The following is a 13,280-nucleotide window of genomic DNA, read 5'->3' on the forward strand; positions in this document are numbered from 1 at the left end:
GGCGCACAATCAACGCTGCAAGCGGGCGAACGCGTCGATGTCTGACGCCGTTCCCGCGACCACGATGAAGTCGTCTGGCCCCACCACCGTGTCTGAGCTCGCGTAGACGAACACCTGATCGGGCGCCCGAACACCCACAATCGTGATGCCGTATTTGCGGCGCAGCCCGAGCTCAGAGATCGCGGCCCCCTGCGCCACATGCGGCGGCCGCAACTTCGCCACCGAGAGCTCGTCGTCGAACTCGATGAAGTCGAGCACCTGCCCTGACACGAGGTGCGCTAGCCTGTCGCCGGCCTCCGCCTCGGCGTAGATCACGTGGTTGGCGCCGATGCGCTCGAGAATGGTGCCGTGCGAGGGCGACATGGCCTTCGCCCAGATCTGCGGTATTCCCAGGTCGACGAGGTTCGCCGTGATCACCACGCTGCCCTCGAGCGACGCCCCCACGGCGACGATGGCCACCGAGAAGTTAGAGCCCCCCACCTGCTTGAGTGCGTCGAGGTCTCGGGCATCCGCTTGCACAGCGTGCGTCACCTTGTCAGACCATTTCTGCACCAGCACCGGGTCGGAGTCGATGACGAGCACTTCGCGCCCGAGTTGTTCGAGTTTCGCCGCCGCGGCCGCGCCGAAGCGCCCCAGGCCGATGACCAGAACCGGTGCGTCGGCCGAAACTTTGCGCGGGTGCGGTGTTGCCTGCCTAGCCAACGATCGGCCTCTCTTCAGGGTTCAGGTAGAGCTGGCGGCGCTGCCGTGAGGCCAGCGCGGCCGCGAACGTCACTGTACCAATGCGGCCCATGAACATGACGCCCGCCATGACGTAGATTCCGGGGTCGGGCAGGCTCGCGGTGAGCCCGGTCGACAGGCCTGACGTGCCGAAGGCAGAAATGACGTCGAAGAGCACGTCGTCGAGCGAGGCGCGGGTGAGCTGCAGAATGACGATGGTTGCGACCGCGACCGTCGTCGCCCCCCAGAGCACGATGCTCACCGCGAGTCGCAGAATGTCGACGGGAATGCGCCGCCGAAACGCTTCGATGGGGTCGTTGCCTCGCGCCTCCGCGAACGCTGCGAGAAAGAGTACGGCGATGGTTGTGACCTTGATACCGCCGGCCGTCGAGGCCGAACCGCCGCCGATGAACATGAGCATGTCGGTGATGAGCATGCTCGAGCCGTTCAGCTGGTCGACGTTGATGGTCGCGAACCCGCCTGAGCGGGTCATCGTCGACAAGAACAACGACTGAAAAAGCTTGTCGCCGAAGCCCATGCTGCCGAACGTGGCAGGGTTCGAGAATTCGAGGCTGAAGTACGCCACGGTTCCGCCGGCGAGCAAGATGACCGACGTCACCACGGTGAGCTTGACGTGCAGCGACCAGCGCTGCCGCCCGCGGATGCGAATCGCCCGCGACCACGCATAGATCACGGGAAACCCGATGCTGCCGAGAAACACCCCGATCATCAGGATGCTCAGAAAGTAGTAGTCCGACGCGAACGGCGCGAGGCCGGCAGCGTTAGGGCTGAACCCCGTGTTGGTGAACGCCATCGCCGAGTAGTAGAAGCTCTGCAGTGCAGCCTGCGCCGGCTGCACGCCTTCGATGAGCATCCGGGGAAAAATGAGCGCAGCGAGAACCACTTCGATGACTAAGGCGCTCACGGCGACGGTGGCGAGCAGGCCGCCGACATCGCCGAGCCGCAGTGCCGAGCTGCTCCCCCGAACGTTTCGTGAGGGGTCGGCCTCGCCCGCCGCGAGCAAGCGCGAGCGCAAGCCGAGCCGCCGCGAGATGACCAAGCCGAGAAGAGACGCGACGGTCAGTACCCCCAGCGCGCCGATCTGAACTCCGATATAGATGAGCGCCTCACCGAAAACCGACCAGTGCGTGGCCATGTCGACGGTCGAGAGCCCGGTCACACAGATCACCGAAACGGCGGTGAACAGTGCGTCGGCGAAGCTTGTCGGCTGGTCTGTGGCGCTCGCCACCGGCAACGTGAACAAGAAGGTGAAAATGCCGATCAGCACCAAGAAAATGAGTATTGCGAAGCGCGCGGGCGAACGCCCGGAGAAGTCGTCGACGGCATCACGGATGCGCACGGGGAGCGAGCGCGAACCGTAACGCGGTGCCCTGATGGCCCGAGTGCCCCGCGTCTGACCACCAGCCATTCGCACCCCTGTTGCCGTTGCCGTCGAACCTCGACGCGAACGCCGTCTCAGCATGGCACCAGCCGCATGACTGCCACAACACACGCCAACCAACTACCCTGTAGCCATGGCCGACATTTTCTCTGTGATAGCTGACCCCACGCGGCGCCACGTGCTCTCGCTGTTGCTCGAGCGTTACGTCGGGTCTGATTCCGACGACGACAGCGGTAAGGCTGCCGGCGATGCGGCTGACGCGCCCGCTAACACACCGATGGGCGAGGTCAGCGTGTCTGAAATCGTCGAGTTGCTCGAACTGAGTCAGCCGACCGTGTCGAAGCATCTCAAAGTGCTTCGGGATGCCGGGCTCGTGAGTGTTCGCGAGGTGGGCCAGCACCGCTACTACACCCTCGAATCCGCTCCCCTCGAAGAGGTCGAAGACTGGCTCATTCCGTTTCTGAGCGCCGACTTCGACGAGGCGGCAGAAGAAGACGGAATCGATTTCGAGGCCGAGCTCGACGAGGTGGCGGCGGCTGCCGGCTCGGCGGTGTCGTCAGCTGCGGCGTCGGCCGATTCGATCTCGTCTGATGTAACCGAGGCGGCTTCGAAGGTCAAGTCGCAGGCCGCTCTGGCCGGCGAGCGTGTTGGCCAGACGGTGGCCACTGCTGCCGAGCGCGCCCGTTCGCTCTTTGGCGAAGCGTCGCGTCGGTTTCCGACCATCTCGCGCAGCAGCGACTGACTTTACAGCGGCTATCACCAGCCCCTAGAGTTACCAGTTACCACACAGGTAACACCAAGCACGACGAGAAAGGGTGCGCGTGGCCAACGAGCTGTCAGACGTGCGCTTTCTCACCGTCGCCGAAGTCGCCGACATGATGCGCGTGTCGAAAATGACGGTGTACCGCATGGTGCACTCCGGAGATCTGCCGGCCATCCGCTTCGGCCGTTCGTTTCGCGTGCCCGAGACAGCCGTGCAGGCGGCCATCGAGACGCCCGCGAGCCAGTCGCACGTGGAGCCGCATAGTCGTTCGGCGGCCCCCGGCGCGTGAAGACACGCCCTGGTGCGCTAGACTGCTTCGAGGCAATTTTTCCTTCTCGGCCGCGCGCACTGCGCTGGTCAACCCAAATCTTGTGAGGTATCAGTGGGTTCCGTAATTAAGAAGCGTCGTAAGCGTATGGCGAAGAAGAAGCACCGCAAGCTGCTTCGTAAGACTCGTCACCAGCGTCGCAACAAGAAGTAGGCAAGCGCTCTCTGCCGACACCGCGTGGTGTTCGGCTGATGGTTGCTCGGGCGTCAGGCTTTCGGCCTGGCGCTTTTTGCTTGCCCAGAGCTTCGTGCTCGCGCGGGGCGTGGATGCCCGGCAGAACTCCCCGCGAAAGTCGCGGCGCCCGCGGCTTCGCCGCTGCTTGGGTAGCGATAAAGCCGCGTATCGAAACCGGAATGCAGCGCACGTAGGCTAGTGACATGGCCCGCGCAGAAATCACTCTCATCGGCAAGCCCGGTTGTCATCTCTGCGACGACGCCCGTCAGGTGGTGACGAAAGTCGTCTCCGATCTCGGGCACACCGAAGGGGCCCCAGAGATCGTGGTTGGCGAGCTGTCGATCTTCGACGATCAGACGCTCTACGACGAGCACGTCGAAGACATTCCGGTGATTCTCATCAACGGCAAGGTGCACACGTTCTGGCGGGTCGACCCTGATCGTCTGCGCACTGCGGTGCTTGCCGTTCGCTAGCGCTGCGGGGCGATTCCACAGGCAGTGCGCGGCCGAGTTATCCACAGATATGGTGATGGGCCGGTTCGCCTCCCCAGGCGCCTACTAGCGTTTGGTCATGAAATCGACTCGCGAATCGTTGTGGGCGGTCGCCCCGAGTGACCGGCCCCGCGAAAAGCTGGCGCGGCTGGGGCCTGGCGGTCTGACCGACTCCGAATTGGTCGCGCTGGTACTCGGCTCTGGCCTACCCGGTGTGAATGTGCTCGACAATGCCGCATCACTGCTCGAGCAGGCCGGGGGCGTGCAAGAACTCATGGTGATGACCGTGCGTGAACTGATGTCGCTGATGGGCGTGGGGGTGGCAACGGCCGGGCGAGTGGTTGCGGTCGCCGAACTATGGCGCAGAGCACACAACCCGTTGCCGGGTGTTGTAATCGAGGGCCCCGCCGACGTGGTTGCCATCGTGCGCGCCTTCGTGGCGACGCGCTCAGCCCCGCGCGGGCCGCGCTCGCTGGCAGACGGTTCTGACGCGCGCAGCGAGCCGGGTCAGTCTCGCGAGCAGAGGGAGGCCGCAACGATGTGCGTTTCGGGCGAACCCGCCGTTTCGGGCGAACCCGCCGTTTCGGGCGAACCCGCCGTTCCGGGCGAACCCGTCGTTCCGGGCGTACCCGCCGCTTCGCTCGAGGTGCCTCCGCCTGAAGGCATCTGCGTGGTGGTTGCAGACGAGGAGATGCGCGTGCTCGTGGTGGTGCCGTTGGCCAGGGGCGAAGGTGAGGGCATCCCGTCGCTGGTGCCACGGGTGCTGCACGAAGTGCTCTATCGAGGCGGCGGCGCATTCGCGCTCGCCATCTGCGTGGCCGAAACCCTCGCTCGAGCAGACGATCACGACCTCGGAGCCACCCGCGACGTGCTCAAACTCGCCGCTGCGACCGTGGGTTTGCGCTACTTGTCAACGGTCATCGTGTCGCCCACTTCGTGGTCAGCTCTTGACTAGCCGGCGATTGAGGAGTCGGCCGCGCACCCAGTGCCTGGCGGGGTGTGAACCGTGGCGGCGGGGGCGCCGACCCGTGCATCCGCATCGGCGCCGGCCCGTGCGGCTACGACGAGAGTTACGGCTGCAGGCGGGTCGGGCCGCGAAAGAGGTACGTCACCTCGCGCAGGTTGCCCTGGTGCAGCATCAGCATCAGCACGCGGGCGAGGCCCATGCCGAATCCGCCGTGCGGCGGCACTCCGAAGCGAAAGAAGTCGAGGTAGTAGTCGAGCTCGTGCGGGTCGAGCCCCTTTTCAACGGCCTGAGCCTCGAGAATGTCGACTCGGTGCTCGCGCTGAGCGCCCGTGGTGATCTCGGTGCCCCGGTAGACCAGGTCGTAGCTCTTGGTGAGCGACGTGTCTTCGTCGTTTCGCATGTGGTAGAACGGCCGAATGCTCGCGGGGTAGTCGGTGAGAAACACGAACTCGTGCCCGAATGTCTCGGCAACGTAGGCGGCGATCTGACGCTCACCCTCGGGGTCGAGGTCGTCGTCATTGCGGTCGACCACATGCCCTCTGGCCGCCACGATGTCTTTCGCTTCGAGCAGCGGAATTCGGGGAAACGGGATGCTCGGCACAACGATCTCGACGTCGAACAGCTCTCTGATCTCAGCACCGTGCTTCGCCGCGACCGCAGAGAACCCGGCCACAATCAATTCTTCTTGCATGCGCATGACGTCTTCGTGGCTGTCGATCCAGCTGATCTCGGCGTCGACACCCGTGTACTCAGTGGCGTGCCGCGACGTGAACGACGGGTCTGCGCGAAACACCGGCCCGATGTCGAAGATCTTGCCGAACCCGGCAGACTGCGCCATCTGCTTGAAGAACTGCGGGCTCTGCGCGAGGTACGCAGTGGTGTCGAAGTAGTCGAGCTTGAACAGCTCGGCGTTCGACTCCGAGGGGCTCGCCATGAGCTTCGGGGTGTGAATCTCTACATAGTCGCGTTCGATCCAGTACGTGCGAAAAGCGTGCTCGAGAGTCGTCTGAATGCGAAAAATCAGTGCGTTGCGCGGTACGCGAAGGTCGAGAAAGCGCCAGTCCATGCGCTTATCGATGCCGCTGTCGGCGGCGATCGGTGTTTCGGGGTTCGCCAGCGTGGCGACGGTGAGAGAGTCGAGCTTCACTTCGATGCCGCCCAGTTTCACGCGCTCGTCGTGTTTGAGCTCACCCGTGGCCGTGACGAAAGAGCCCTGCGTGAGGGCAGAGATGGTGGTTGCGGGCTCGTCGGCCAAAACAACACCCTGGTCGTCGACCGAGCGGGGGTTCACCAGTTGCAGTGCACCACTCTCGTCGCGCAGCACGACGAATTGCACCTTCTTCTGATCTCGCACCGTCTCGACCCACCCCGAAACAGTCACGGGGCCGTCGGGCAGAGCAGAAAGGTCTTTGATGAGGGTGCGTTCAGTCACGGGAATACAGCTTACTGCGGCGTTGTCTTGGGGGGCGTTCAGGTGCTGAGCAGCTTCGCGACTTCTACGCTACGTAAACTAATGGGCGTGGTAGCCAGCCAATTACACCTCGTTCGTCACGGCGAGGTCTTCAACCCCGAACATGTTCTGTACGGCCGCCTGCCCGGATTCGGTCTCTCTGACCTCGGCCGGCAGATCGCGCAGTCGGCTGCCGACGAGCTTGTGGCCCGTAATCGTTCGGTTTCAGCGCTCTTCGCCTCACCGCTTCAGCGCGCTCAGGAATCGGCGGCACCGCAGCAGGCCGCGTTCGATCTGCCCATCCAAACCGAGCCGCGAATCATCGAACCCACGAACAAGTTCGAAGACATGAGCCCGCACATGCGAAATAGAGCGCTTCGCAATCCGAAGAACTGGTCGTGGGTCGCCAACCCCTTCAAGCCCAGCTGGGGTGAGGCCTACGCAAGTGTCACAACGCGGATGCTCGCCGCAATGAACGACGCCTATGACTCCGTCGAGGGCGGCGATGTCATCATGGTGAGCCACCAGCTGCCCATCTGGGCCACGCACCTGAAAGTAGCCGGGCTGCGCTTGTGGCACGACCCGCGCAAACGCCGCTGCAACCTGTCGAGTATTACGACCTTCGAACGTCGCGGTAGCGCGTTCGTCGAGGTTGGTTACGAAGACCCTGCCGCCGACCTGCTCGCCGACGCCGTCGACGACGGAGCAGTATGAGACGACCACCACTATGACGCACGTGAACTCTGCCCGGCCGCTGAAGCGACGCCGTCACCTTCTCGCTGTTGCCGCCGCCGTGATCGCGGTGGGGCTGCTCGCCGGTTGCTCGAGCGACCCACTCGCGGCGCAATACCGAAGCGGCGACAGCAAGCAGTACATCGCCGGTGACGGAACAGTGACGGAGATCGCCGCTGAGAATCGGGGCGCTCCGGTCACCTTCACGGGCACAACCGACACGGGCCAGACGGTGAGTTCGTCGCAGTACCTGGGTCAGGTGCTCGTTCTGAACTTCTGGTACGCCGGCTGCGCACCCTGCCGCGCCGAAGCTCCCGCCCTCGAGAAGCTGAACGCCAAGTACACCGGCAACGGCGCGACGTTTCTCGGCGTGAACGTGCGAGACCAGACGGCGACGGCCCAGGCCTTCAACACCGCGTTCGGCATCACCTACTCGTCGGTTATCGACACCGATGGTGCTGTGCAGCTCGCTTTGAGCGGCGAGGTCGCTCCCAACGCGGTGCCCACCACGCTGGTGATCGACAAAAAGGGCCGCGTCGCGGCGCGAATTCTCGGTCAGGCGACCGCTCCAGACATTCTCGACACGCTGATCGGCGATGCCGTCGCTGAGACGAGCTGACCCGCGATGAACCCGTTCGCCAATGAGGTGCTGAACGGCCAGCTGATCGTGGCGATTCCCATTGCGATTCTGGCCGGACTGGTGTCGTTCGCGTCACCGTGCGTGCTGCCGCTGGTTCCGGGTTATCTCGCCTACGTCGGGGGCCTGAGCGAGCCGGGTGAGCGGGCCAACCGGCGTCGAATTCTGCTCGGCATCAGCCTGTTCGTGCTCGGCTTCTCGCTGGTGTTCGTATCGGCATCCGCTCTCTTCGGCGCCCTGGGTGTCTGGCTGCTGGTGTGGAGTGACATCATCACCCGCGTGCTCGGCGTTGTGGTGATTCTGCTCGGTCTCGTCTTCATCGGGCAGTTCAGCTTCATGCAGCGCACGTTCAAACCGTCGTGGCGGCCGGCCACCGGCCTCGCCGGCGCTCCGATACTCGGCATCGTGTTCGGTCTCGGCTGGACCCCGTGCATCGGCCCGACCCTCGGCGCCATTCAGGCGCTCAGCCTCAGCGGCGGTTCCGCGTGGAGCGGCGCCCTGCTCGGCCTGTTCTATTGCCTCGGCCTCGGCATTCCCTTCTTGCTGGTGGCGCTCGGCCTGAACTGGGTCACGCACACCGTTAAATTCCTCAAGCGGCATATACGCTTCATCAACATTCTGGGGGGTGTGGGCCTCGTCGTCATCGGCATTTTGATGGTGAGCGGCCTGTGGACCATCTGGACCTACCAACTGCAGGCGGTGATCACCGGTTTTGTCCCGGCCATCTGATCATTTCGATTCCCCGGCGCCTCAAGCGCCGGCCCCGAACGACGACGGAATCATCGTTCAGCCGAAGCTCGGCTTCGTCGGCTGGCTGCGCTGGTTCTGGCGCCAGCTCACGAGCATGCGCACGGCACTCTTCTTGCTGCTGCTACTCGCTCTGGCCGCGGTGCCGGGGTCGCTGGTGCCGCAGCGCGCCGCCGACCCGAACGGCGTGACGCAGTACTTCACCGACAACCCCTCGCTCGCACCGATTCTCGACAAGTTTCAGGCCTTCGACGTCTACACGTCGGTGTGGTTCTCGGCCATCTACCTGTTGCTGTTCATCTCGCTCGTCGGGTGCGTCATTCCGCGTGCGAAGCACCACTTCGACGCACTGCGCGCCAAGCCGCCACGCACCCCGGCGCGTCTGTCGCGCCTCGCGGGCTTTCAGAAACGCACTGCCGAGGTGAACGTCGGCGCCGTCGAAGCGGTCGACTCGGCACGCAAGCTGCTGCGTAAGTCGGGCTACCGCGTCGTGGTATTCAGTTCTGCCGACAAGAACGGGCACGAAACCGCGTCGGTCTCGGCCGAGCGCGGCTATGCCCGCGAAACGGGAAACCTCGTGTTCCACGCAGCGCTGGTGGGCATCCTCATCACGGTGGGTGTGGGGGGCGGGTTCGGTTTCAGCGGGCAGCGCGTGGTGGTCGAGAACGGCGGTGTGTTCGTGAACACGCTGGCAGCGTACGACTCCTTCAACCCCGGGCGCTTCTTCACCGAGAACTCGCTCGACCCGTACTCGATCAAGCTCGACCAGTTCACGGCGACCTACGAAACGAAGGCCGATGGGGCGTTCGGCCAGCCGATCGACTACAACGCCGAGGTGACCACGCAAGAACGTGGCCAGGCGCCGCAGCAATCCGATATCAAGGTGAACTCGCCGCTCGAGATCGGCGGCACCGACGTGTACTTGCTCGGCAACGGCTACGCGCCGCAGATCACCGTGAAAGACCCGAACGGCAAAGTGGTGTTCACCGATTCGGTGCCGTTCTTGCCGCAAGACGCCAACCTCACGAGCGTGGGTGTGGTGAAGATTCCGGATGGTCTGGCCGCTCAATTGGGCATGATCGGCTTCTTCTACCCGACTCAGGCGACCTCGACCACCGGCGCTTTCTACTCGACATACCCCGACGATGACTATCCCGTGCTCACCCTCAACGTCTATGACGGAGACCTCGGGCTGAACGGCGGCGTACCCACCTCGGTGTACTCGCTCGATACCGACAAGATGACGCAGCTGACCGGCGGAACGACCGGTGTGCAGTCGATCGAGCTGAAGCCCGGCGACAGCCAGGCGCTGCCGGGTGGGCTCGGAACGATCAGCTTCGATTCGGTCAAACGGTATGCCTCGCTCGACATCCACCACGACCCGACGCAGGGCTGGGTGCTGCTGTTCGCGGCGTCTGCGCTAGCGGGCCTGCTCATTTCGCTGTTCATTCCGCGCCGCCGGGTGTGGGTCAAGGCGAGCGAAAACGCCGACGGCACACTCAGCCTCGAGTACGCCGGCCTCGCTCGCGGCGAAGATCCGCGGCTTGCTTCGGCTGTAGCCGAGATCGCCGAGCGCCATTCCAAAGTTCTCAGCGACGTTCCCGCCGCCGATACAAACGCTTAGGCTTACCCCGTGACACTTGACGAGTATTCGATCTTCTTCTTGTACGCCGCGATCGTGGTGTACGCGGTTGCCTTCATCGCGTTCGCGCTCGATCTTGCACGCCGGTCGTCGCAGGTGTCGGCGGGCAACTCGGTCGGCATCGACGGAACGGTGACGACGGCCCCGCATGTGCTCGAGACCGTTGGCACGGCTGCCGGTGCCGGTGCCGTGGGAGCTAGCGCGGTGGGTTCTGGTGCAGCAAGCGCGGGTACCACTGCGGTCGTCGAGAGGCCCGAGAGCGTCGTCAGTACGAGCACGGCAGGCCGGGCATCCGCAACCGACACGGGCGAGACCGGCGGATCGGGCGGCACTTCTACGCTCAAGGGCGGCCGCGTCGCCGCTGACGGAAGCGTGTCGAAACGATCGCTCAGCCTGCGCCTCGGCATGGCGTTCACTGTCATCGGTCTGGCCCTCGAGGTAACGGCCGACGTGCTGCGCGGTATCGCGGCTCAGCGGGTTCCGTGGGCCAACATGTACGAGTTCTCGATGACCGGAACCGTGCTGATCGTGGGCGTGTTCTTAGTCGTCAACACCCGTGTCGATCTGCGCTTTCTCGGCACGTTCATCACTGGTCTCGTTCTCGTTCTGCTCGGCATTTCGACGGTCAACTACTACGTGGTCATCGCTCCGCTGCCGCCGGCGCTGCAGTCGGCGTGGCTGGTCATCCACGTATTCGTGGCGAGCCTCGGCACGGCGTTCTTCGCGCTCGGGTTCGCGCTGTCGGGCATCCAGTTGCTGCAGTCGCGGCGTGAGGTGTCAGGTTCTGCGCTGAAGTTCTTGAAGCTCAGGTTCTTAGCGTCACTGCCCGATTCGACTCGGCTCGAGAATCTCGCTTACCGGGTGAACATCGTCGGGTTCGTGTTCTGGACCTTCACGCTCATCGCCGGCGCTATTTGGGCCGAGCGCGCCTGGGGCCGGTACTGGGGGTGGGACACCAAAGAGGTGTGGACCTTCATCATCTGGGTCATCTACGCCGGGTACATTCATGCCAGGGCCACGCGGGGCTGGCGCGGTTCACGCTCGGCATGGCTCGCCATCATCGGCTTCGCGGCCGTGCTGTTCAACTTCGGCATTGTGAACGTCTTCTTCCACGGCCTGCACTCATACTCGGGCCTGTAAACCAGCCCGGGCTCCTCAGGCGCGCGAATTAGGCGCCGTGGCGGCCTGATGACTCCGAGAGTTCGACGAGCAAGCCGTAGACGCGGGTGAGGCGGTCGCGCCACCACGCGTCACGGTCGGGCGCAGCGAGTGACTGCTGCACGAGTGACTCGTCGAGGGTGGGGCGGCGCACAGGTATGGCGCCGTCGACCGGAATGAGCGGCTCTGCGGTCACGTCGGTCGTGAGCAGCGCGGCGGTGGCGAGGCCGCAGTCATATTCCAGAACGGGAATACTCGCGGCGAGGTGCGCTCCCATGGCGATACCGATCGACGAATCGAGCGCCGATGACACCACAACCGGCAGCCCGGCGCGTTCGACGATGTCGAGGGCAGAGTGGATGCCCCCCAGCGGTTGCGCCTTGATGACGAGGAGATCAGCGGCGCCCCGGCGCGCAACCTCCAGCGGATCATCCACTTTTCGCACGCTCTCGTCAGCCGCAATGGGAATACCCATGTACTTCACGCGCTGCCGAATCTCCCACAGATCGTCGATACTGGGGCACGGCTGTTCGACGTATTCGAGGTCGTACTCGGCCAGAGCGTGAATCGCTTTCTCGGCCTCATCGACGTTCCAGCCGCCGTTCGCGTCGAGCCTGATGCGGCCCTCCGAGCCGAGAATCGCGCGGGCTTCGCGCACACGGGCGAGATCGTCGTCGAGCGTCTGCCCGCGCTCGGCCACCTTCACTTTGATGGTGCGGCAGCCCGGGTACCGGGCGAGAACGCCGACTACGGCGCTCGGAGCGACGGCCGGCAGGGTCGCGTTCACGGCGACGCTTTCGCGCAGCAGCGCGGGGGTGGGCACCCAGCCGAAGTCGATGGCTCCGGCCAGCCACGCCAGCGATTCCACGTCGTCGTACTCGACGAAGGGCGAGAACTCGGTGGCGCCTTCGGGGCCGCGCAGAATAAGGGCTTCACGGGCATCCACCCCCCTGAACCGGGTGTTGAGCGGAAGAGAGACGACACTGGCTGAGGCGAGCAATTCGGTCAGCGTCGGCAAGGGGCGGTGCGTGAAGGCCATGCCTCATTGTGCCCGGTCTGGCGACCGGGTGCTCGGGGCCTGGGCCGATTCGCGCCGTGTCGCACTCAGCGGTTCGAGCCCGAACCCGCGCCGTTAGGCTGAAGACATGGCCACTGAAGCAGCATTCGTCTCTGAGATCTTCGACCCCGCAGAATGGATGCTCGCGCCGGGCTCAGAGGCGATGACCGACATCACCTACCATCACGACCGCGCCGGCCAGGTAGCTCGCATAGCGTTCAACAGGCCAGAGGTGCGAAACGCTTTTCGCCCGCACACCGTGGATGAGTTGTACCGGGCACTTGATGACGCGCGGCAGAATCCTCGAATCGGGGTGGTGTTGCTGACCGGCAATGGTCCGAGCCCCAAAGACGGCGGCTGGGCGTTCTGCAGCGGCGGCGATCAGCGCATTCGGGGGCGTGATGGGTACCAATACGCCGAGGGTGACGGGGCTGGTGCGAACGCGGCATCCACGGGCCGGCTGCACATTCTCGAAGTGCAACGGCTGATTCGATTCATGCCGAAGGTGGTGATAGCGGTGGTTCCGGGCTGGGCTGCGGGCGGCGGCCATTCGCTGCATGTGGTGTGCGACCTCACGATCGCCAGCGCAGAGCACGCCAAATTCAAGCAGACGGATGCCGACGTGGGTTCGTTCGATGCCGGGTACGGCAGCGCGTACTTCGCCCGGCAGATCGGGCAGAAGAACGCTCGCGAGGTGTTCTTCTTGGCGCGGGAGTACAGCGCCCAACGGGCCTATGAGATGGGCGCCGTGAACGCGGTGGTGCCGCACGCGTCGCTCGAGGTGGAGGCGCTCGACTGGGCGCGCACCATTCTCACGAAGTCACCCACGGCCATCCGCATGCTCAAGTTCGCTTTCAATGCGGTCGATGATGGGCTCGTGGGGCAGCAAGTGTTCGCCGGCGAGGCGACGCGGCTGGCATATGGCACCGACGAGGCCGTCGAGGGGCGTGATTCGTTTCTCGAAAAGCGCGCACCCGACTGGGCGCCGTTTCCGTACCACTACTGACGCTCG

At 64.4% G+C, this 13,280-nt stretch carries 15 protein-coding genes; 11 read left to right on the top strand and 4 right to left on the bottom strand.

The window, feature by feature from the left end:
* Positions 1 to 9: 9 nt before the first annotated feature.
* Both IEX24_RS00535 and IEX24_RS00540 read right to left on the bottom strand, forming a co-directional pair.
* A complete protein-coding gene (locus tag IEX24_RS00535) occupies positions 10 to 702 on the bottom strand; it encodes a potassium channel family protein (protein WP_188672065.1) in 693 nt (230 codons plus the stop codon).
* Positions 695 to 2,149 carry a TrkH family potassium uptake protein gene (locus IEX24_RS00540; protein WP_188672067.1) on the bottom strand — a complete coding sequence of 485 codons (1,455 nt, stop codon included), beginning with the start codon at positions 2,147 to 2,149 and terminating at the stop codon, positions 695 to 697. The genes IEX24_RS00535 and IEX24_RS00540 overlap by 8 nt, the downstream gene beginning before the upstream one ends.
* 106 nt (positions 2,150 to 2,255) lie before the next feature.
* Here IEX24_RS00540 and IEX24_RS00545 point away from each other — a divergent pair, with 106 nt between their 5' ends.
* From IEX24_RS00545 to IEX24_RS00565, 5 genes are all read left to right on the top strand, one after another.
* Positions 2,256 to 2,864, top strand: coding sequence for an ArsR/SmtB family transcription factor (locus IEX24_RS00545; protein WP_188672070.1), 609 nt, complete (start codon positions 2,256 to 2,258; stop codon positions 2,862 to 2,864).
* A gap of 79 nt (positions 2,865 to 2,943) precedes the next feature.
* Entirely contained in the window at positions 2,944 to 3,174 is a 231-nt protein-coding gene (locus IEX24_RS00550) for a helix-turn-helix domain-containing protein (protein WP_188672073.1), read from the top strand.
* Between the two features lie 93 nt (positions 3,175 to 3,267).
* Positions 3,268 to 3,366, top strand: a complete 99-nt coding sequence (locus IEX24_RS00555; RefSeq protein WP_003792170.1) for a 30S ribosomal protein bS22 — start codon at positions 3,268 to 3,270, stop codon at positions 3,364 to 3,366.
* A gap of 224 nt (positions 3,367 to 3,590) precedes the next feature.
* Positions 3,591 to 3,860, top strand: coding sequence for a glutaredoxin family protein (locus IEX24_RS00560; protein WP_188672076.1), 270 nt, complete (start codon positions 3,591 to 3,593; stop codon positions 3,858 to 3,860).
* Between the two features lie 97 nt (positions 3,861 to 3,957).
* A complete protein-coding gene (locus tag IEX24_RS00565; RefSeq protein WP_188672080.1) occupies positions 3,958 to 4,833 on the top strand; it encodes a UPF0758 domain-containing protein in 876 nt (291 codons plus the stop codon).
* A 115-nt stretch (positions 4,834 to 4,948) separates the two neighbouring features.
* Here IEX24_RS00565 and aspS read toward each other — a convergent pair whose 3' ends face one another.
* Complete coding sequence (gene aspS / locus IEX24_RS00570; protein ID WP_188672082.1) at positions 4,949 to 6,277, bottom strand: aspartate--tRNA(Asn) ligase; 1,329 nt, start codon at positions 6,275 to 6,277, stop codon at positions 4,949 to 4,951.
* Between the two features lie 87 nt (positions 6,278 to 6,364).
* Here aspS and IEX24_RS00575 point away from each other — a divergent pair, with 87 nt between their 5' ends.
* Genes IEX24_RS00575 through ccsB form a run of 5 tightly spaced genes read left to right on the top strand, consistent with a single transcriptional unit; the run spans position 6,365 to position 11,193 of the window.
* Positions 6,365 to 7,009, top strand: coding sequence for a histidine phosphatase family protein (locus tag IEX24_RS00575; protein ID WP_188672085.1), 645 nt, complete (start codon positions 6,365 to 6,367; stop codon positions 7,007 to 7,009).
* 13 nt (positions 7,010 to 7,022) lie between these two features.
* On the top strand, positions 7,023 to 7,646 hold the full coding sequence (locus IEX24_RS00580) for a TlpA family protein disulfide reductase (protein WP_188672088.1): 624 nt from the start codon (positions 7,023 to 7,025) through the stop codon (positions 7,644 to 7,646).
* Between the two features lie 6 nt (positions 7,647 to 7,652).
* The gene (locus IEX24_RS00585) at positions 7,653 to 8,393 is read left to right on the top strand and encodes a cytochrome c biogenesis CcdA family protein (protein WP_188672092.1); all 741 of its coding nucleotides are present in this window, start codon (positions 7,653 to 7,655) and stop codon (positions 8,391 to 8,393) included.
* A complete protein-coding gene (gene resB, locus IEX24_RS00590; RefSeq protein WP_188672095.1) occupies positions 8,377 to 10,035 on the top strand; it encodes a cytochrome c biogenesis protein ResB in 1,659 nt (552 codons plus the stop codon). The genes IEX24_RS00585 and resB overlap by 17 nt, the downstream gene beginning before the upstream one ends.
* Positions 10,036 to 10,044: 9 nt before the next feature.
* The gene (gene ccsB / locus IEX24_RS00595) at positions 10,045 to 11,193 is read left to right on the top strand and encodes a c-type cytochrome biogenesis protein CcsB (protein WP_188672098.1); all 1,149 of its coding nucleotides are present in this window, start codon (positions 10,045 to 10,047) and stop codon (positions 11,191 to 11,193) included.
* A 28-nt stretch (positions 11,194 to 11,221) separates the two neighbouring features.
* Here ccsB and IEX24_RS00600 read toward each other — a convergent pair whose 3' ends face one another.
* The gene (locus IEX24_RS00600) at positions 11,222 to 12,250 is read right to left on the bottom strand and encodes an o-succinylbenzoate synthase (RefSeq protein WP_188672101.1); all 1,029 of its coding nucleotides are present in this window, start codon (positions 12,248 to 12,250) and stop codon (positions 11,222 to 11,224) included.
* A 106-nt stretch (positions 12,251 to 12,356) separates the two neighbouring features.
* Between IEX24_RS00600 and IEX24_RS00605 the strand changes: the two genes are divergently transcribed.
* The gene (locus IEX24_RS00605; protein WP_188672104.1) at positions 12,357 to 13,274 is read left to right on the top strand and encodes a 1,4-dihydroxy-2-naphthoyl-CoA synthase; all 918 of its coding nucleotides are present in this window, start codon (positions 12,357 to 12,359) and stop codon (positions 13,272 to 13,274) included.
* Positions 13,275 to 13,280 lie beyond the last annotated feature (6 nt).

This window comes from Subtercola lobariae (genome assembly GCF_014640255.1).
GTDB lineage: Bacteria > Actinomycetota > Actinomycetes > Actinomycetales > Microbacteriaceae > Subtercola > Subtercola lobariae.